The organism is Winogradskyella eximia (assembly GCF_003386165.1).
GTDB lineage: Bacteria > Bacteroidota > Bacteroidia > Flavobacteriales > Flavobacteriaceae > Winogradskyella > Winogradskyella eximia.
This window is the reverse complement of sequence record NZ_QRDV01000001.1, coordinates 756,415-776,186: the sequence shown is the minus strand read 5'-3', so window position 1 is coordinate 776,186 and position 19,772 is coordinate 756,415. Positions and strand designations below refer to the sequence as shown.

The 19,772-nt window shown below is 34.5% G+C and carries 16 protein-coding genes; 14 read left to right on the top strand and 2 right to left on the bottom strand.

Annotated features, from left to right (window positions below; translation table 11 throughout):
- Nucleotides 1–10: 10 nt before the first annotated feature.
- From proC to hisIE, 14 genes are all read left to right on the top strand, one after another.
- Nucleotides 11–811 carry a pyrroline-5-carboxylate reductase gene (proC, locus tag DFQ10_RS03300; protein WP_115815987.1) on the top strand — a complete coding sequence of 267 codons (801 nt, stop codon included), beginning with the start codon at nucleotides 11–13 and terminating at the stop codon, nucleotides 809–811.
- Nucleotides 808–1,947 carry an aspartate aminotransferase family protein gene (locus tag DFQ10_RS03295; protein ID WP_115815986.1) on the top strand — a complete coding sequence of 380 codons (1,140 nt, stop codon included), beginning with the start codon at nucleotides 808–810 and terminating at the stop codon, nucleotides 1,945–1,947. The genes proC and DFQ10_RS03295 overlap by 4 nt, the downstream gene beginning before the upstream one ends.
- A 67-nt stretch (nucleotides 1,948–2,014) precedes the next feature.
- Nucleotides 2,015–2,950: a Rossmann-fold NAD(P)-binding domain-containing protein gene (locus tag DFQ10_RS03290; protein ID WP_115815985.1), complete on the top strand. Its 936-nt coding sequence runs from the start codon at nucleotides 2,015–2,017 to the stop codon at nucleotides 2,948–2,950.
- A 70-nt stretch (nucleotides 2,951–3,020) separates the two neighbouring features.
- Nucleotides 3,021–3,797 (top strand): acetylglutamate kinase, encoded by a 777-nt coding sequence (gene argB, locus DFQ10_RS03285; protein ID WP_115815984.1) that lies wholly within the window; start codon nucleotides 3,021–3,023, stop codon nucleotides 3,795–3,797.
- The gene (locus DFQ10_RS03280) at nucleotides 3,794–4,855 is read left to right on the top strand and encodes a M20 family metallo-hydrolase (RefSeq protein ID WP_115815983.1); all 1,062 of its coding nucleotides are present in this window, start codon (nucleotides 3,794–3,796) and stop codon (nucleotides 4,853–4,855) included. Before argB ends, DFQ10_RS03280 begins: the two co-directional genes overlap by 4 nt.
- 96 nt (nucleotides 4,856–4,951) lie before the next feature.
- Nucleotides 4,952–6,226, top strand: a complete 1,275-nt coding sequence (argH, locus tag DFQ10_RS03275; RefSeq protein ID WP_115816431.1) for an argininosuccinate lyase — start codon at nucleotides 4,952–4,954, stop codon at nucleotides 6,224–6,226.
- 242 nt (nucleotides 6,227–6,468) lie between these two features.
- Entirely contained in the window at nucleotides 6,469–7,326 is an 858-nt protein-coding gene (gene hisG, locus DFQ10_RS03270; protein ID WP_115815982.1) for an ATP phosphoribosyltransferase, read from the top strand.
- Nucleotides 7,326–8,615 (top strand): histidinol dehydrogenase, encoded by a 1,290-nt coding sequence (hisD, locus tag DFQ10_RS03265; protein WP_115815981.1) that lies wholly within the window; start codon nucleotides 7,326–7,328, stop codon nucleotides 8,613–8,615. The genes hisG and hisD overlap by 1 nt, the downstream gene beginning before the upstream one ends.
- Entirely contained in the window at nucleotides 8,608–9,672 is a 1,065-nt protein-coding gene (gene hisC / locus DFQ10_RS03260) for a histidinol-phosphate transaminase (RefSeq protein ID WP_115815980.1), read from the top strand. The genes hisD and hisC overlap by 8 nt, the downstream gene beginning before the upstream one ends.
- Nucleotides 9,672–10,763, top strand: a complete 1,092-nt coding sequence (gene hisB / locus DFQ10_RS03255) for a bifunctional histidinol-phosphatase/imidazoleglycerol-phosphate dehydratase HisB (RefSeq protein ID WP_115815979.1) — start codon at nucleotides 9,672–9,674, stop codon at nucleotides 10,761–10,763. Before hisC ends, hisB begins: the two co-directional genes overlap by 1 nt.
- Nucleotides 10,760–11,338 carry an imidazole glycerol phosphate synthase subunit HisH gene (gene hisH, locus DFQ10_RS03250; RefSeq protein ID WP_115815978.1) on the top strand — a complete coding sequence of 193 codons (579 nt, stop codon included), beginning with the start codon at nucleotides 10,760–10,762 and terminating at the stop codon, nucleotides 11,336–11,338. The genes hisB and hisH overlap by 4 nt, the downstream gene beginning before the upstream one ends.
- Before the next feature lie 79 nt (nucleotides 11,339–11,417).
- The gene (gene hisA / locus DFQ10_RS03245; RefSeq protein ID WP_115815977.1) at nucleotides 11,418–12,131 is read left to right on the top strand and encodes a 1-(5-phosphoribosyl)-5-[(5-phosphoribosylamino)methylideneamino]imidazole-4-carboxamide isomerase; all 714 of its coding nucleotides are present in this window, start codon (nucleotides 11,418–11,420) and stop codon (nucleotides 12,129–12,131) included.
- Nucleotides 12,125–12,883, top strand: coding sequence for an imidazole glycerol phosphate synthase subunit HisF (gene hisF / locus DFQ10_RS03240; protein WP_115815976.1), 759 nt, complete (start codon nucleotides 12,125–12,127; stop codon nucleotides 12,881–12,883). The genes hisA and hisF overlap by 7 nt, the downstream gene beginning before the upstream one ends.
- The gene (gene hisIE, locus DFQ10_RS03235; RefSeq protein WP_115815975.1) at nucleotides 12,874–13,461 is read left to right on the top strand and encodes a bifunctional phosphoribosyl-AMP cyclohydrolase/phosphoribosyl-ATP diphosphatase HisIE; all 588 of its coding nucleotides are present in this window, start codon (nucleotides 12,874–12,876) and stop codon (nucleotides 13,459–13,461) included. Before hisF ends, hisIE begins: the two co-directional genes overlap by 10 nt.
- Nucleotides 13,462–13,606: 145 nt before the next feature.
- Here hisIE and DFQ10_RS03230 read toward each other — a convergent pair whose 3' ends face one another.
- Nucleotides 13,607–15,070 (bottom strand): glutamate synthase subunit beta, encoded by a 1,464-nt coding sequence (locus DFQ10_RS03230; RefSeq protein WP_115815974.1) that lies wholly within the window; start codon nucleotides 15,068–15,070, stop codon nucleotides 13,607–13,609.
- A 4-nt stretch (nucleotides 15,071–15,074) separates the two neighbouring features.
- Entirely contained in the window at nucleotides 15,075–19,589 is a 4,515-nt protein-coding gene (gene gltB / locus DFQ10_RS03225) for a glutamate synthase large subunit (protein WP_115815973.1), read from the bottom strand.
- Between the last annotated feature and the right edge of the window lie 183 nt (nucleotides 19,590–19,772).

Here is a 19,772-nt window from a genome sequence, read left to right as displayed (position 1 = left end):
CATTAAACACATGAAAATAGCAATCATAGGAACAGGAAACTTAGGAAAGTCCATCGCAAAAGGGCTCATCACTAACAACGCCATAACGACTCTTTATTTAACCAAAAGAAACTTGGATGATATTCAAGATTTGGATGGCTATAAAAACGTCATATTAACAACCGACAATATTGAAGCAGTAAAGCAATCTGATATTTTAATATTTGCTATTCAGCCTAGACATTTCGAAAACATATTAAACGATGTTAAACCGTATTTAACAGAAAAACACGTTTTAATTTCAACGATTACAGGTTTTCTAATTCCTAAAATCGAAGGTATCGTTGGGACTGACCAATTTATCATCAGAGCCATGCCAAATACAGCTATTGCGGTTGGTAAATCTATGACTTGTATGTGTAGTAATGAAAAAGGTGCTAAACGTATTAAAATTGCCGAAGCTATTTTCGATAGATTAGGTCATACCTTAGCAATACCAGAATCTCAAATGCAAGCAGCAACGGTGATTTGCGCGAGTGGCATTGCCTTTTGGATGCGACTAATTAGAGCAACAACACAAGCTGCAATACAATTAGGTTTTGACGCTAAAGAAGCACAAGAATTAGCCATGTACACCAGTGAAGGAGCTGCCAATTTATTAATTACAAACGGCAATCATCCGGAAGAAGAAATTGATAGAGTAACCACACCTAAAGGTTGTACAATTCAAGGTTTAAATGAAATGGAACACAAAGGATTGAGTTCATCTTTAATCCAAGGCATGGTCGCTTCTTTTAATAAAATCAATACCATTAAAGAAGAACAAATATGAGTTTATTTAATGTTTACCCACTGTTTGATATCACACCAGTAAGCGCAAAAGATATTTACGTTTATGATGATAAAAATGTAGAATACTTAGACCTTTATGGTGGACATGCAGTAATTTCTATTGGTCATTCCCATCCAAAATATGTTTCAGCAATTTCTAATCAAGTTGAAAAATTAGGCTTCTATAGTAACGCAATTCAAAACCCATTACAAGTTGAATTAGCAGATAAGCTTGAAGCTGTATCTGGCTGCAAAGATTACCAATTATTTTTATGTAATTCTGGCGCTGAGGCTAATGAAAACGCTTTAAAATTAGCATCATTCCATAATGGTAAAAAGAAAGTTTTAGCCTTTAAAAATTCATTTCATGGTAGAACGTCAGCTGCTGTTGCAGCAACTGACAATCCTAAAATTGTTGCACCAATTAATGCGCAACAAAAAGTTGATTTTGTAGAATTAGGTGACTTAGACACGGTTGAAACCATTTTAAAACAAAACGAAACTTGCGCAGTCATCGTAGAATTTATCCAAGGTGTTGGTGGCTTGGACCAAAGTACAACGGAATTTTATCAAGGACTAGAACAACTTTGCAAACTATACAACACAGCATTTATTGCAGACGAGGTACAATCTGGATTTGGCAGAACTGGCGACTTTTTTGCTTTTCAAAAACATAATATCACACCAGATATTATCTCTATAGCTAAAGGCATGGGAAATGGTTTTCCGGTAGGTGGTATTTTAATCCATCCTTCAATTAAAGCATCTTTTGGGTTATTAGGTACCACATTTGGCGGTAATCATTTGGCTTGTGCAGCAACACTTTCGGTTTTAGAAGTTTTGGAAGAAGAACAATTAATGGAAAATGCTAAAAATATTTCAAAATATTTTCAAGAAAAAGCGAAGTCATTACCACATTTAAAATCGATTAAAGGACGTGGTTTAATGTTGGGGTTAGAGTTCGATTTTCCAATTTCAGAACTAAGAAAAAAATTAATTTTTAACCATCATATATTTACAGGAAGTGCAAAGAACCCTAATTTAATTAGAATACTTCCGCCATTAACCATTCAGAAAAAACACATCGATGTATTTTTTGACGCTTTAGAAAAAGAATTAAAAATATTAGATTATTAAAACCCCTCGACTGCGCTCGAGGAGACAAATTCACTGTCTGGTCGAGCGCAGTCGAGACCTATTAAAGATGAAAAACTACACCAAAATAAAAGATATTTCTAACCTTTCTGAAATCATTAAGGATGCCATTTTATTAAAAATGAATCCTTTTGAATTTGAAGACTTAGGAAAACACAAAACCTTAGTCATGCTATTTTTCAATTCGAGTTTAAGAACACGATTAAGCACTGAAAAAGCAGCAAAAAACCTAGGTATGGAAGTGATGATTTTAAACGTGAATGACGCTTGGAATTTAGAATTTGAGGATGGCACCATTATGAACGTTGACAAATCTGAACACATTAAAGAAGCAGCGCGTGTTATTTCTCAATATGCAGATATCATTGCTGTAAGAGCATTCCCAACGTTACAAGATAAAGCTAAGGACGAATCGGAATACATTCTCAATAACTTTAAAAAATATGCAACAGTACCCATTGTAAATATGGAAAGTGCTACTGCGCATCCTTTACAAGCATTGGCTGATGCTATTACCATTACCGAACTTGCAGAAAAAGTAAAACCAAAAGTCGTGTTGTCTTGGGCACCACATCCAAAAGCTTTACCGCAAGCAGTTGCAAATTCGTTTATAGAAATGATGCAAGATTTAGAAGTAGATTTAACCATTACGCATCCTGAAGGCTACGAATTAAATGAAATAATCACTAAAGACACATCAATAAATTACAACCAAGATGAAGCCTTAAAAGATGCTGATTTTGTCTATGTAAAAAACTGGAGTAGCTACAAAGACTATGGAAAAGTTAATAATCAAGATAAAAATTGGATGATGACAAAAGCCAAATTAGGTCACGCCAAATTCATGCATTGTTTACCTGTAAGACGAAATGTTGTGGTGGAAGATACCGTTTTAGATAGTCAACAATCTGTGGTAATCAAGCAAGCGAATAATAGAACGTATGCTGCACAAATTGTATTGAAGCAGATTTTGGAAGCATTGTAATTCTAGACCTGTCAGGTTTTTAAAACCTGACAGGTCTAAAACAAAAAATACTCGCTTTCGCGAGCACGAGATGAAAACAATAAAAATCATAAAAATAGGAGGAAATATTATCGATAATGAAGACGCACTAGCCACCTTCATTAAAGATTTTTCAACTATTGCAGGTCCTAAAGTCTTAGTTCATGGAGGCGGAAAATTAGCCACAAAGTTAGCAACACAAATGAATATTCCTGTAAAGATGACTGAAGGTAGACGCATTACTGATACTGAAACTTTAGATATTATCACTATGGTTTACGCTGGAAAAATCAATAAAAATATAGTAGCGCAATTACAAGCTAATCAATGCAATGCCATTGGACTTTCTGGTGCAGATGGCAATACTATTGTTTCAGAAAAAAGACCTGTTAAAACCATTGATTATGGCTTTGTTGGTGATGTGAAAAAAGTAAATACGGTGGTATTAAATATATTACTAAGTAACAATGTCACACCTGTTTTTTGCGCTATAACTCATAATGAAAACGGACAATTACTAAATACAAATGCAGACACGATTGCTTCTGAATTAGCCATTGGCTTGTCGTCTATTTTCAACACCGAATTATATTATTGTTTTGAAAAAAATGGTGTTCTAGAAAGTGTAGAAGATGATGATTCTGTCATTGAAAACATCAACACAGAAAGTTATAAAGCATTAAAAGATAACCATATCATATTCGAAGGCATGTTACCGAAATTAGACAACTGTTTTCATGCTATAAATCAAAACGTTCAAAAAGTTTGTATCGGAAAATCAGACATGCTTTTCAATACCAACAACAAACATACAACCATCACAAAATGATAGAAAGCCTTACTACAGAAGCCATTGACTTGTTAAAACAACTCATAGAAACACAGTCATTCTCGTCAGAGGAAGACCACACCGCTTTGCTTATTGAAAATTGGTTTACATCGCATAACATACCATTTAAAAGAAACAATCATAACATTTGGGCAACCAACAAATATTTTGATGAGAGTAAACCCACCTTATTATTGAACTCACATCACGATACCGTAAAACCAAACAACGGTTACACAAAAGACCCTTTTAAGGCGATTGTTGAAGATGGTAAATTATATGGTTTAGGAAGTAATGATGCTGGTGGATGCTTGGTCTCTTTAATAGCCACCTTCACGTATTTTTATAATAAGAAAGACCTCAACTACAATTTAGTCATTGTGGCTTCTGCAGAAGAAGAAAGCAGTGGACCAAACGGATTAAATAGCATGTTATCTATTATTCCTAAAGTTGATGTCGCTATTGTTGGCGAACCAACTTTAATGAATCTTGCCGTTGCTGAAAAAGGTTTAGTTGTTTTTGATGCGAAAGTAAAAGGAACCGCTAGCCATGCAGCACACCCTAATAATGACAATTCAATTTACAACACTATTGCAGTTTTAAATTGGTTTAAAGATTATAAGTTTGAACGTAAATCACCAGTTTTAGGTGATGTAAAAATGACGGTCACCCAAATCAATGCTGGTAAGCAACACAATGCGGTTCCTGCAGAAGTTGATTTGGTCATCGATGTACGCGTGAATGACAAATACTCAAATCAGGAAATTGCGGATATTTTAACTCAGAAATCACCTTGCTCAAGCATTACACCACGTAGCTTACGATTAAATTCGTCTTCTATTCCTATTAATCACGACTTAGTAAAAGCCGGAATTGAATTAGGCAGAGAAACTTATGGTTCGCCAACGCTTTCTGACCAATCGGTTTTAACTTGTCCGTCGTTAAAGTTAGGACCTGGAGATAGCACACGTTCGCACACGGCTGATGAATTTATTTATCTAGCCGAAATTGAAGAAGGTGTTGATTTGTATATTAAATTGTTAGAGAAAGTATTATAAAAAGATAATAGACCTAGCAGGTTTTTTCAACCTAGCAGGTCTAAATTTATTAACTAAATAATGAAGGCAGAGATTACTGCCTTCGCAGGAATAAGTATGAAATTGTGGGACAAAGGCTATTCAATAGATAAAAAAATAGAATTATTTACCGTCGGCAACGATAGAGAAATCGATATGCATATTGCAAAATATGATGTAGAAGCTTCACGAGCGCATGCTGTGATGTTAGAATCCATCGGAATCATAACTTCAGAAGAGTTAGAACAATTAAAATCAGGATTAAATATTTTAGCAAAATCTATTGAAGATGGTACGTTTATCATTGAAGATTCATTTGAAGATGTACATTCTAAAATTGAACATGAACTCACCAAAACTTTAGGCGACGTCGGAAAGAAAATCCACACCGCACGTTCTAGAAACGACCAAGTTTTAGTAGCCCTTCAACTCTACTACAAAGAGAATCTTGAAATCATAAACAGTAAAACAAAAACGTTTTTCGATACGCTTTTAAATTTAGCCGAAACACATAAAACACAATTATTACCAGGCTATACACATTTACAAGTAGCCATGCCTTCCTCTTTTGGTTTATGGTTTTCTGCTTATGCTGAATTGTTGATTGATGATGTGTATGTACTGAATGCAGTTTCAAAAATTGCAGACCAAAATCCATTAGGTTCGGCTGCAGGTTACGGCAGTTCGTTTCCTATAGATAGGAATATTACCACCAAAGAATTAGGGTTTTCTACACTAAAATATAACGTGGTTGCTGCACAATTAAGTAGAGGAAAAAGCGAACGTGCTATCGCCAGTGCTTTAGGAGGCTTATGTAATACAATGGCACGTTTTGCCATGGATATTTGCTTGTATATGAGTCAGAATTTTGGGTTTATCACATTTCCAGATGAATTAACCACAGGAAGTAGCATCATGCCACACAAAAAAAATCCTGATGTATTCGAATTGATTCGAGGTAAGTGTAATAAAATTCAAGCCTTACATTCTGAAATGCTATTAATCACCAATAATCTACCAAGTGGTTACCACAGAGATTTTCAATTGTTGAAAGAAAACATCATCAATGCGTTTGAAGATGTAAAAGATATTTTGGACATCTTTAATTATTCCATTCAGCAAATCATCGTCAAGGATATTGACCTCACTGATGAGAAATACCAATACCTATTCACCGTAGACAGCATTAATAATTTAGTCGTAGAAGGTATGAGCTTTAGAGAGGCTTATCAAAAAATTGGAAGCGAAGTACAAGCAGGAACTTATAAACCAGATTTAGGAAAAGAACATTCGCATATAGGTAGTATTCATAATCTGTGTTTGGATAACATTAGAGCTAAGTTTCCTAAATGATGTTAAAATTTTGAAAATGATTTTTGAATAGTATCTTCAATTAAAAATTAATGTTACCTTTGATTCTCAAATAAGAAACAAATGACATTAAGTCAATTACATCATCATCATTTTCATACTTGCATTCAGGCGAGCAGGAATTGATATATGTAATTTAAAAATATTTCAAAACCCGTCTGAATAAATTCAGACGGGTTTTTTAGTTCTACACGTTTGGTTTATTCAGATTTAAAAAACTAAAAATGAATAAATTAAAAATTGCTATTCAGAAAAGCGGAAGATTAAACCAAGACTCTCTAGAACTCTTAAAAGATTGTGGTATAAAAATAGACAACGGAAAAGATCAACTGAAAGTTTCAGCACGTAATTTCCCTTTAGAAGTCTTGTATTTGCGAAATTCAGATATCCCACAATATATTGAAGATGGTGTTGTAGATATCGCTATTATTGGTGAAAATATTCTAATTGAAAAACAGAAACAAGCGGAAGTCGTTGAAAAACTAGGCTTCGCCAAATGTAGAGTTTCACTAGCTGTTCCTAAGCGGATTGAAATCGATGAAGCCGCTTACTTCAATGGAAAAAAAATTGCAACCTCTTACCCTAACACACTTCAGACGTATTTAAAGAAAAACAATATAGAAGCCGACATTCATGTCATTTCTGGTTCGGTAGAAATTGCTCCAAATATTGGCTTAGCAGATGGTGTTTGTGATATCGTAAGTTCTGGAAGCACACTTTTTAAAAATGGTTTAAGGGAAACTCAAGTGATACTAAAATCCGAAGCCGTTTTAGCAAAAAATCGCAATCTTAATGCGGAAAAAGAAGCTATTCTAGAAAAGCTCATATTCAGAATCCAAGCGGTTTTAAGAGCAAAAAATTCGCGCTACGTCTTAATGAACGTACCAACTTCTAAGATTGATGAAGTCACTGCAATTCTTCCGGTTTTAAGAAGTCCAACAATACTACCTCTAGCACAAGAAGGCTGGAGTTCATTACACTCTGTAATTGAAGAAGAAAAATTTTGGAATAATATTGACGCCCTTAAAAACGCAGGAGCAGAAGGTATTTTAGTCGTTCCTATTGATAAAATGGTGCTATAATGAGAGTATATAAAAATCCAAACAAATCAGACTGGAATACGCTAGTAAAGCGTCCCATTTTAGAACAACAAGATCTTGATGATATTGTAATTGACATTCTAAAAGATGTTAAAAACAATAAGGATCAGGCCTTATTTAAATATGCTGAGAAATTTGACAAAACGAAATTAGATACTATTCAAATTGATGCTAACGAAATTGAAACTGCAAAAAATCAAATACCTCAAGATTTGAAAAATGCCATCAATTTAGCGAAGCAGAATATTGAAACATTTCATAAAAGTCAAAAAGAAAAAGAACAAATCATTGAAACCACAAAAGGCGTTAAATGCTGGAGACGATCTGTTGGAATTGAAAAAGTAGGCTTATACATTCCTGGAGGTTCTGCTCCTCTATTTTCAACAATCTTAATGCTTGGTATTCCGGCTCAATTAGCAGGTTGTAAAGAAATTATATTATGTTCTCCACCAAATAAGGAAGGCCATATAAATCCTGCCATTTTATATACCGCAAATCTTGTTGGTATTTCAAAAATATACAAAGTTGGTGGTGCACAAGCTATTGCCGCAATGGCTTATGGGACACAAACCATTCCACAAGTATATAAAATATTCGGCCCAGGAAATCAATTTGTGACTAAGGCAAAAGAATTGATTCAACAACAAGGAGTGTCTATAGATATGCCTGCTGGTCCTAGTGAGGTTTTGGTCATCGCAGATAAAACGAGTAATCCAGAATTTGTCGCAGCAGATTTATTGTCACAAGCAGAACATGGAGCAGATAGTCAGGTGATAATAGTATCAGATGATGAAAATATTATCAATCAAACCATCGCAGAATTAGACAAACAACTTAGCCAATTACCTCGAAAAGCCATTGCTTCAAAAGCCTTAAAAATAAGTCGTGCTATTCAATTAAATTCAATAAACGAATGCATCGAATTCAGTAATTTGTATGCACCAGAACATTTAATCATTGCTACAGATAATGCTTCAGATTATATAGAACACATTACAAATGCAGGTTCTGTATTTTTAGGAAAATACAGTTGCGAAAGTGCTGGAGATTATGCAAGTGGCACTAATCATACCTTACCAACAAATGGATATGCTAGAAATTACAGTGGAGTATCCTTAGATAGTTTTGTAAAGAAAATTACGTTTCAAAATTTAAATAAAGAAGGCATAAAAAATATTGGTCCTGCAATAGAATTAATGGCTAAAGCCGAAGGATTAGATGCACACAAAAACGCCGTAACATTAAGATTAAAACAGATAAACAATGTTTGATTTAAAGACCTTAGTTAGACCAAATATATTGGCGCTTAAGCCATACTCTAGCGCTCGCGATGAATTTAAAGGTGATGAAGGTGTATTTTTAGATGCCAACGAAAATCCGTTTGGCACTTTGAATCGCTACCCTAATTCGGATCAAAAAAACCTAAAACAAAAGCTAACAGCATATAATGGCATAGCAAACAACAATACATTTGCTGGAAATGGTAGTGACGAAATTATAGACCTTATTTATCGCATTTTTTGCAATCCAGGAAAAGATAAAGCACTCACGTTTACACCAACATTTGGCATGTATCAAGTCGCTGCAGACATCAATGATATTGAATTAATAACACTTCCGCTAAATGATGAATTTCAGATTAACAGAAATGATTTAACATCATATTTCGAAGATGAAAATCTAAAACTCATATTCATCTGCTCACCAAACAATCCTACAGGGAATTGTTTTAATAAATCAGACATTGAATTCATCTTAAAAAATTTCAAGGGTATTGTAATTATTGATGAAGCTTATGCAGATTTTAGTGATCAGCAATCTTGGCAAAATTCTTTTGAAGCCTATCCTAACCTTATCGTTATCCAAACATTTAGTAAAGCTTGGGCTTTAGCAGCTGCAAGAATAGGAATTGCATATGCTAACGACGAGATTATTCAATTACTCAATAATGTTAAGATGCCATACAATATTAGTAAGTTAAATGAAACTGCTGCTATTGAAGCCTTAGAAAATCGAAAAGATTTTGAAGCCAATAAGCAAATCATTCTTGATGAGAAAGCGCTATTGATTCAAGAATTGAAAACCTTAGACATTATAAAAAAAATATATCCATCTGATGCAAATTTTTTATTGGTTGAAGTTGAAGACGCTAATCAATTATACCAAAACTTAGTGGATCAAAAAGTAATTACTAGAAATAGAAACAGCCTAGTTAAAAATTCTATTCGAATAACGGTAGGAAGACCTGAAGAGAATAAGAAATTAATAAAAGCACTAACAGACCTGATAGGTTTTAAAAACCTGTCAAGTCTCAATACAACCAAATAATGAAAAAAGTTTTATTCATAGACAGAGACGGCACATTAGTCATAGAACCACCAATCGATTTTCAACTCGATAGTTTAGAAAAATTAGAATTTTATCCTGGTGTTTTTCAATGGCTATCAAGAATCGCAAAAGAGTTCGATTACGAGCTCGTTATGGTAACCAACCAAGATGGTTTAGGAACGGATTCATTTCCTGAAGACACCTTTTGGCCAGCACAAAACAAAATCATTCAAGCCTTTAAAAATGAAGGTGTAGAATTCTCAAAAATACTAATTGATAAAAGTTTTCCTGAAGACAATGCACCAACTCGAAAACCAAGAACAGGCTTACTTAACAAATACATTCACGGCAATTACGATTTAAAAAATTCTTTTGTCATTGGCGACAGAGCTACAGATATTGAATTGGCTAAAAACCTAGGAAGTAAAGGCATTTACATGAATTCGGAAGGTAGCGATTATGCCATTTTGAATACCACCTCATGGGAAGACATCTATAACTATCTCAAAGCAATTCCAAGAACAGCAACCGTTGTTAGAAAAACCAATGAAACTGATATTCAGGTTGACATTAATTTAGATGGTTCTGGAAAAAGTAATATTTCTACAGGATTAGGATTCTTTGACCACATGTTAGAACAAATTTCAAAACATGGAAATATCGATTTATTTGTAAAAGTGGATGGAGATTTAGAAATAGACGAACACCACACCATAGAAGATGTTGCCATAACCTTTGGTGAAGCTTTTATTGAAGCTTTAGGAAGCAAACGCGGTATTGAACGCTATGGTTTTTTATTACCAATGGACGATTGCCTAGCACAGGTTGCCATCGATTTTGGAGGCAGACCTTGGTTGGTTTGGGAACCAGAATTTAAACGTGAAATGATTGGAGAAATGCCAACAGAAATGTTTATGCACTTTTTTAAATCTTTTAGCGATGCCTCTAAATGCAATTTAAATATTAAGGCTGAAGGCGACAATGAACACCATAAGATTGAATCCATTTTTAAAGCCTTTGCTAAAGCTATAAAAATGGCAGTTTCAAAGACCAATAATTTTTCAATACCAAGCACAAAAGGAAGTTTATGATTGCAATTATTAAATACAATGCAGGTAATATTCGTTCTGTCCAAAATGCTCTCAATCGTTTAGGTTATGAGAGTATGATTACAGATGATAAAACCGAGATATTAAATGCTGATAAAGTTATTTTTCCAGGTGTAGGAGAAGCGAGTTCAGCTATGAAATATTTAAAAGACAAAGGACTTGACGACGTCATTAAATCCATCGAAAAACCTATGCTTGGTATTTGCTTAGGCTTACAATTAATGTGTGATTATAGTGAAGAAGGTGACACCAAATGTTTAGGAATTTTTAATACACAAGTGAAAAAATTTCCACCAAAAGAGAAAGTACCTCATATCGGTTGGAATAGTTTTGCTGAAGTAAAAGGCGAACTTTTTCAACATATAAAACCCGAAAGCGACATGTATTATGTACACAGTTATTATGCTGAAAAAAATGAACAAACTATTGCAACTTGCAATTATATAGAACCATTTGCAACAGCAATACAGCACAATAATTTTTACGCTACACAATTTCACCCAGAAAAATCGGCTGATGTTGGCACACAATTACTTAAAAACTTTTTAGAATTATGATTAAGGACAATTGTAAACCGAATGTCATGTTGAGCGCAGTCGAAACATCTCAAATAAAAAAACTATATACTATTAAATAATGAGAATCATACCAGCAATAGACATCATCGATGGCAAATGTGTTAGACTCACAAAGGGAGATTATAACACGAAAAAAGTATATAACGAAAACCCTTTGGAAGTGGCCAAAGAATTTGAAGCTAATGGCATTCAATATTTACATTTAGTAGATTTAGATGGAGCCAAATCTAAACATATTGTCAATCATAACATATTAGAAAATATTGCCACAAAAACCAATTTAAAGGTTGATTTTGGAGGCGGCTTAAAATCTGATGACGATTTAAGAATTGCATTTGAATGCGGAGCGCATCAAATTACAGGAGGAAGCATTGCAGCCAACAATCCAGATGTATTTTTAGCATGGCTAGAAAAATATGGCTCTGGAAAAATAATTTTAGGAGCCGATTGCAAAGACCGAAAAATCGCTACCAATGGTTGGTTGGAAGCTTCAGAATTAGATGTTGTTGATTTTATAAACGATTATGAATCAAAAGGCATTCAATATGTTATTTGTACAGATATTGCAAAAGATGGCATGTTACAAGGCACTTCAAACGAATTATACACCGAAATTATTTCAAAATCGAATGTAAAACTAATTGCAAGCGGAGGTGTGTCTTCTATGCAAGATTTAGAATTGGTAAATGCCATAGGTTGCGAAGGAGTAATTCTAGGAAAAGCCATTTACGAAGGCAACATATCACTAAAAGAATTACAAAAATTATGCTAAAAAAACGAATTATACCTTGTCTTGATATTCAAGATGGAAGAACCGTAAAAGGTATCAACTTTGTGGATATTATCGATGCTGGCGACCCAATTGAATTGGCGAAAAGCTACGTGGCTCAAGGTGCTGATGAATTGGTGTTTTTAGATATTACAGCTACAATTGAAAAGCGAAAAACATTAGTAGAATTGGTGACTCATATTGCTGAAGAAATTAATATTCCGTTTACCGTTGGAGGTGGCATCAATTCTATTGAAGATGTTTCTGCAATTATAAAAGCTGGCGCAGATAAAGTGAGTGTGAATTCTTCAGCCGTTAAGAATCCTGAGTTAATTACTCAAATCGCAAATGAATTTGGAAGTCAATGCGTTGTAGTTGCTATTGATACCAAATTTGTAGATGGAGAATGGTTCGTATTTGTTCATGGAGGACGCACAGCAACACCATTAAAAACATTAGATTGGGTACAACAAGTTGAAGCTATAGGAGCTGGTGAAATACTACTTACTTCTATGAATAACGATGGTACAAAAGCAGGTTTTGCTCTTGATATCACTGAAAAAGTGAGCGCCTCTGTTAATATTCCGGTAATTGCTTCAGGAGGAGCAGGAACTAAAAAACATTTTAAAACCTTGTTTGAAAACACGCAAGCAAGTGCAGGATTGGCAGCAAGCATTTTTCATTATGGGGAAATTCCAATTCCAGAATTAAAACAGTATTTAAAAAACGAAAACATAGCTATACGATGGACATAGATTTTTCAAAAGACAACGGACTTGTTCCTGTCATTATTCAAAATAACAACACCTTACAAGTATTAATGTTAGGTTACATGAATTTGGAAGCCTTCAATAAAACTAAAGCCGAAAACAAAGTCACTTTTTTTAGCAGAAGCAAAAACAGACTTTGGACCAAAGGGGAAGCATCTGGTAATTTCTTAATAGTTAAAGACATTCAAATTGACTGTGACAACGATACCATTTTAATTAAAGCAGAACCGAAAGGACCAACTTGCCATACAGGAAGCACCTCTTGTTTTAAAGAAGAAACGGCTAAAGGGTTTTTGTATGATTTGCAGCAAACTATCAGTGACCGAATTGATACTAACGATGAGAATTCATACACCAACAAATTATACAAAAGCGGAATAAATAAAGTTGCTCAAAAAGTAGGTGAAGAAGCTGTTGAACTGGTTATTGAAGCCAAAGATAATGATGCGGATTTATTTAAAAATGAAGCAGCAGATTTAATGTATCACTATTTAATTTTGCTGAAAGCTAAAGGTTTTACGCTTGAAGATATTGAGGATGTGTTGGAAAGCAGACAACGGTAAGTAGTTGTAATACACTTTTTTATTCTACACTTATTTGACAATAAATACATGACTAAACATAAAAAAAGCATCTATTTCCAGATGCTTTTTTTATACTTTAATATGCTACTCCTACTAGTAAAATTCCAATAGTCGACTTAATTAATTACAGTCCAACCAAATCACCTTCTTCATTTTTAGTGGCTAAATCTGATTTACCCATTAAATAGATATCAACTTGACGAGCAGCTTCTCTACCTTCTGAAATTGCCCAAACAATTAATGATTGTCCTCTTCGCATATCTCCTGCTGTGAATACATTTGGAATATTGGTTTGGTATTTTCCGTAGGTTGCTTTGTAATTAGAACGCACATCTCTTTCTAAACCTAGTTTATCTGCAATAGTAGATTCTGGACCTGTAAAACCAAGAGCTAATAATGCTAGATCACATTTCCATGTTTTTTCTGTACCTGCAACTTCAATCAGTTTAGGACGTTCTCCTGGCACCATTTCCCACTCTACATTTACCGTTTTTAAAGCTGTTAATTTACCTTTAGCATTTGTTACAAACTCTTTAGTGTTGATTAACCAATTACGCTCCACACCTTCTTTATGAGATGTTGACGTTTTTAATTGCAACGGCCAATATGGCCAAGGTGTTGCTGGTGAACGATGTCCTGGTGGTTTTGGCATAATTTCAAAATTAACTACCGATTTTGCACCTTGACGATTCGATGTACCTATACAATCTGATCCTGTATCTCCACCTCCAATTACTATAACATTCTTCCCAGTTGCTAAAACTTGATCTTTTACTTTCTGACCGAAAACAACTTTAGTTTGTTGCGTTAGGAAGTCCATCGCTTGTACTACTCCATCAGCATCGATACCTGGTGTTGGCAAACTTCTTCTTTCAGTTGCACCACCACAAAGTACGACAGCATCAAACTTTTTTAAATCTTCAACATCATAATTTACACCAACATTAACATTGGTTTTAAACACAATACCTTCAGCTTCCAAAATGGCTAAACGACGATCTATAATGCCTTTTTCCATTTTAAAATTTGGAATTCCGTAGCGTAATAATCCACCAATAGCATCATCACGTTCAAAAACCGTCACTGTATGACCAGCTCTGTTTAATTGTTGCGCAGCAGCTAAACCTGCCGGACCAGAACCAACAATTGCAATTGTTTTTCCTGTTCTCGTTTTAGGTGGCTGCGGTTTAATCCACCCCTCTTTAAAGGCACGTTCAACAATATTTTTTTCGATATTTTCTATAGAAACTGGATCTTCAATAATACCCAAAACACATGCTTGCTCGCAAGGTGCAGGACACAAACGACCTGTAAACTCTGGGAAGTTATTTGTTGAGTGTAATATCCAAGAGGCTTTTTGCCATTCGCCTTGGTGTACCATATGATTAAAATCTGGAATTAGATTCCCAAGCGGACAACCACTATGACAAAATGGAATGCCGCAATCCATACAACGCGACCCTTGTTCGGTCATGTCTTTATCCTTTAAAGGCACAGTAAATTCATTATAATGCTTTACACGATCCTTTACTGGCTTGTATGACTCATCTTTTCTTTCGAATTCTTTAAAACCTGTTACTTTTCCCATTGTCCTATACTGTTTCTAATTCTTCAACCATTTGTTCTTCTGTCTCTAAACGTTTTAAAGCACGTTTGTATTCCGTTGGCATTACACGTACAAAATTCTTCAAGCTAACTTCCCAATTTTCCAAAAGAGATTTACCTAATTGACTATCTGTATATTTTACATGCTTCTCAATTACCGCTTTTAAATCGTTAGCATCTTTCTTCAAAATCTTTTCAAATTCTATGGTTTCGGTATTACATAATCCATTAACAAATTTGTTCTCTGGGTCATATACATATGCTATTCCTCCACTCATACCTGCAGCAAAATTTCGTCCTGTTTTACCAAGAACAACCACTTTTCCTCCTGTCATATATTCACAACAATGGTCACCTACACCTTCTACAACTGCTGTTGCACCCGAGTTTCTAACTGCGAAACGTTCTCCTGCTATTCCATTGATATACGCTTGTCCTTCGACCGCACCAAATAAGCAAACATTACCAATAATGATATTGTCTTCTGCCTTGAAATCTGCTTTAGTTGGTTTCTTAACAATTAACTTAGCTCCAGATAATCCTTTCCCTAAATAATCATTTGTATTTCCTTCAAGTTTAAAAGTCAATCCATGTGCTCCAAACGCTCCAAAACTTTGTCCTGCAGAACCTTCAAAATTTATATTTAAGGTATCTTCAGGTAATCCTAAATGTCCATAGATTTTTGAAATTTCATTACTTACAATCGCACCAACCGTTCTATTTGTATTCTTTATTGGATAAGCTAACGACATCTGCTCTTTTCGATATAAAGCGCGATGCGAATCTTTTAGAATTTTGAAATCTAAAACATTATCTAAATTATGTTCTTGCTTCTCAGTATTCTTAACCGTCATCTTACTATAAGCTTCTGGTCGGTATAAAATAGAAGATAAATCTAAGCCCTTAGCTTTATAATGCTTGATGGCTTTATTTGCATTAATTTTATGTGTTTGACCAATCATTTCTGCCATAGACCTAAAGCCTAGTTCAGCCATGATACTTCTTAATTCCTCTGCGATATAGTAGAAGAAATTAATAACATGCTCCGGTGTCCCTTTAAAGTTTTTACGCAACTCTTTATCTTGGGTTGCGATACCAACAGGACAGGTATTTAAATGACATTTACGCATCATAATACAACCTGAAGCGACTAAAGGTGCTGTTGCAAATCCGAATTCTTCTGCACCTAATAATGCTGCAATAGCGACATCACGACCTGTTTTTAATTGACCATCACATTCAACTACGATTCGACTTCTTAAATTATTAAGTACTAAGGTTTGTTGTGCTTCTGCTAAACCTAATTCCCAAGGCAAGCCTGCATGTTTTAAAGATGTTAACGGTGATGCTCCTGTTCCTCCATCGTACCCTGAAATAAGCACCACATCTGCTTTTGCTTTCGCTACACCTGCAGCAATGGTACCTACTCCAACTTCTGACACTAATTTTACATTAATTCTAGCCTCACGATTTGCATTTTTTAAATCGTAAATTAATTGTGCTAAATCTTCAATTGAATAAATATCGTGATGTGGTGGTGGTGAAATTAAACCTACAAATGGTGTAGAATTTCGAGCTGCAGCAATCCATGGTAATACTTTTTCACCAGGTAACTGACCACCCTCTCCAGGTTTTGCACCTTGAGCCATTTTTATTTGAATCTCTTTAGCGTTAGTTAAATAGTGAGATGTTACTCCAAAACGACCAGAAGCAACTTGCTTTATCGCAGAATTTCTACTATCTCCATTGACATCTGGTTGAAAACGTCTTCTATCTTCTCCTCCTTCACCTGAATTAGATTTTCCTCCAATTCTATTCATAGCGATGGCTAAATTTTCGTGCGCTTCACGCGAAATTGAACCGTATGACATCGCACCTGTTTTAAATCGTTTTACGATATCTGTCCAAGGTTCGACTTCTTCAATAGGAATTGGGTCAATATTATTAAATTCAAACAACCCACGAATGGTCATTAAATTTTCTGACTGTTCATTAATGGCTTTTGCATACACATCGTAACTCGCTTGGTCACTCAATCTCACAGCTTGTTGTAATTTTGCAACTGTTGTTGGATTAAACAAATGCTTTTCTCCATTACGTCTCCATCTATAATCTCCACCTATATTTAATCCTAAACGCTTATCAACTTCGGTATTTGGATAGGCAAATTTATAGCGCTTTTCTATTTCTTTTTCAATTTCATATAATCCTATGCCTTCGATTCTTGAAGCTGTATAAGGAAAGTATTTTTCAACAAATTGAGAATTAAACCCTACGATTTCAAAAATCTGAGAACCTCTGTAAGAACGTAAGGTTGAGATTCCTATTTTATTCATTACTTTCAGTATTCCTTTTCCGATAGCTTTATTGAAATTATCAACCGCCTTTTGCTCATCCATATCAGTAATGAAGCCTTCTTTAACTTGCGCTCTAATGATTTCATTTACCATATAAGGATTTACAGCACTTGCTCCATAACCAAATAATGTTGCAAAATGATGTGGCTCACGTGGCTCTGCAGATTCAATAATAATATCGAAATATGAACGCTTACGTAAACGATTCATCTGATGGCTTACATAAGAACAAGCTAATAATGGTGGGATTGGCGCCATTTCTTTACTAACACCTCTATCTGATAAGATTATAATGTTTGTTTTTCTAACTAAAGCTTTTTCAATTTGAACTATTATGCTATCTAAAGCATCCTCTAAACCATTAAGACCTTTATCTTTTTGATATAACATCTCAATGGTTTCAGCTTTAAATCCTTCAACTTGAATATTTCTAATTTTAGCTAAATCGTCATTTGAAATTACTGGATTCTGAATTTTCAATTTTCTACATTGCCTTTCGGTAATACTAAAAATGTTTCTATCCTTTCCTAAAGACAAACTAATATCTGTAACAATCTCTTCTCTAATTCCGTCTAAAGGCGGATTTGTAACCTGAGCAAATAATTGCTTAAAGTAGTTTGAAATTAATTGCGGTTTATTAGATAAAACTGCTAAAGGCGTATCAATTCCCATAGACCCTAAAGCTTCTTTAGCTTTCTGTGCCATTGGTGTAATGACTTCTTGAATATCCTCAAACGTATAATTAAATAAACGTTGTCTTGTTTTTATATCTAGAGTTTCAATCGGACACGTTTCACCTGTGTAAGGAATATCTTTTAAGTGTAACCTCGTCTTATCTAACCATTCTTGATATGGTCTTTCTCTAACAATTTTACTTTTTATTTCTTCGTCATTAATAATTCGACCTTGGTTCATGTCTACTAAAAACATTTTACCAGGCTCTAAACGACCGTGACTTTCAACATCTTCTGGTGCAATATCTACAACACCAATTTCTGAAGACATAATCAATTTACCACTTTTAGTCACTGTATATCGCGACGGCCTTAAACCGTTTCTATCTAATAATGCACCTATATAATTTCCATCTGTAAATGGTACAGAAGCTGGTCCATCCCAAGGTTCCATAATACAAGCATTGTAATCGTAAAATGCTTTACGCTCTGGCGACATGGTTTTGTGTTTTTCCCAAGCTTCGGGAATCATCATCATCATGACTTCTGGTAATGAACGACCTGTGTGTGTTAACAATTCCACCACCATATCCATAGAAGCTGAATCTGATTTTCCTGGTAAAATAATTGGAAATAATTTTTCTATTTGCGGACCGAAAACGTCACTTTTCATGATTTCCTCACGTACACGCATTCTACTAATATTTCCTCGAAGGGTATTTATTTCTCCATTCTGACACATAAATCTAAATGGTTGCGCTAACTCCCAAGTAGGCATGGTATTCGTGGAAAAACGTTGATGCACTAAAGCCAAACGTGTTACTAAATCGTCTTCTTGTAAATCTTTGTAATAAGGACCTATATCTTCTGGCATAATAATACCTTTATATATAAGTGTATTCATTGATAAACTAGACACATAAAAATAAGAGCTTTGCGACATCTTAGATTTTCTAACGGTATGCTCTGTTATCTTACGTGCTGCATAGAGTTTTGCTTTAAAATCTGCCTCAGAAACTTCATTAGATTTCCCAACAAAAAGTTGTTCTATATTAGGTTCTGAAGCTAAGGCGATTTCACCTAATTGTGTAGAATCTACAGGCACTTCTCTCCATCCAATTACAGAGAGTCCTTGAGCTATAATTTCTTTCTCAAAAGTATCCTTGCAAAACTTATATTGATTTCTGTTTTTTGGCAAGAAAACCATACCTACGGCATACTTACCTTTTACTGGCACTTTAAACCCACAAACACGCTTAAAATAAGCATGTGGAATATCTATTAAAAGGCCTGCTCCATCACCTGTTTTTCCATCAGCACTTACACCTCCTCGATGCTCTAGTTTTACCAGTATTTCTAAGGCGTCATGTATAATTTGATTTGTCTTCTCTCCCTTTAGATTACAGATGAATCCAGCACCACAATTTTCGTGTTCAAATTCTGGTAAATAAAGTCCTTGCTTCTTAAACATAATTCAGAAAAATTTTAAAGGTTTTTACACCTTATTACATCTCTAATATAGAAGCTATAATTCGATTAAAAAAAAAGTAGAAACACTTTTCCCATATCACTAATAATGAGCATTCTTATTGAAAATATTGCAATAATATTAGAATATACTACTAATTAGCTAATAAAAATTATTCAACAAAAA

Excerpts from the sequence above, each read along its gene's own strand:
- hisF (WP_115815976.1), top strand. The coding sequence starts at position 12,125 with ATGCTAAAAAAACGAATTATACCTTGTCTTGATATTCAAGATGGAAGA.
- argB (WP_115815984.1), top strand. The coding sequence starts at position 3,021 with ATGAAAACAATAAAAATCATAAAAATAGGAGGAAATATTATCGATAAT.
- hisG (WP_115815982.1), top strand. The coding sequence starts at position 6,469 with ATGAATAAATTAAAAATTGCTATTCAGAAAAGCGGAAGATTAAACCAA.
- hisA (WP_115815977.1), top strand. The coding sequence starts at position 11,418 with ATGAGAATCATACCAGCAATAGACATCATCGATGGCAAATGTGTTAGA.
- DFQ10_RS03290 (WP_115815985.1), top strand. The coding sequence starts at position 2,015 with ATGAAAAACTACACCAAAATAAAAGATATTTCTAACCTTTCTGAAATC.
- hisIE (WP_115815975.1), top strand. The coding sequence starts at position 12,874 with ATGGACATAGATTTTTCAAAAGACAACGGACTTGTTCCTGTCATTATT.
- hisH (WP_115815978.1), top strand. The coding sequence starts at position 10,760 with ATGATTGCAATTATTAAATACAATGCAGGTAATATTCGTTCTGTCCAA.
- argH (WP_115816431.1), top strand. The coding sequence starts at position 4,952 with ATGAAATTGTGGGACAAAGGCTATTCAATAGATAAAAAAATAGAATTA.
- hisB (WP_115815979.1), top strand. The coding sequence starts at position 9,672 with ATGAAAAAAGTTTTATTCATAGACAGAGACGGCACATTAGTCATAGAA.
- DFQ10_RS03295 (WP_115815986.1), top strand. The coding sequence starts at position 808 with ATGAGTTTATTTAATGTTTACCCACTGTTTGATATCACACCAGTAAGC.
- gltB (WP_115815973.1), bottom strand. The coding sequence starts at position 19,589 with ATGTTTAAGAAGCAAGGACTTTATTTACCAGAATTTGAACACGAAAAT.
- DFQ10_RS03280 (WP_115815983.1), top strand. The coding sequence starts at position 3,794 with ATGATAGAAAGCCTTACTACAGAAGCCATTGACTTGTTAAAACAACTC.
- proC (WP_115815987.1), top strand. The coding sequence starts at position 11 with ATGAAAATAGCAATCATAGGAACAGGAAACTTAGGAAAGTCCATCGCA.
- DFQ10_RS03230 (WP_115815974.1), bottom strand. The coding sequence starts at position 15,070 with ATGGGAAAAGTAACAGGTTTTAAAGAATTCGAAAGAAAAGATGAGTCA.
- hisD (WP_115815981.1), top strand. The coding sequence starts at position 7,326 with ATGAGAGTATATAAAAATCCAAACAAATCAGACTGGAATACGCTAGTA.
- hisC (WP_115815980.1), top strand. The coding sequence starts at position 8,608 with ATGTTTGATTTAAAGACCTTAGTTAGACCAAATATATTGGCGCTTAAG.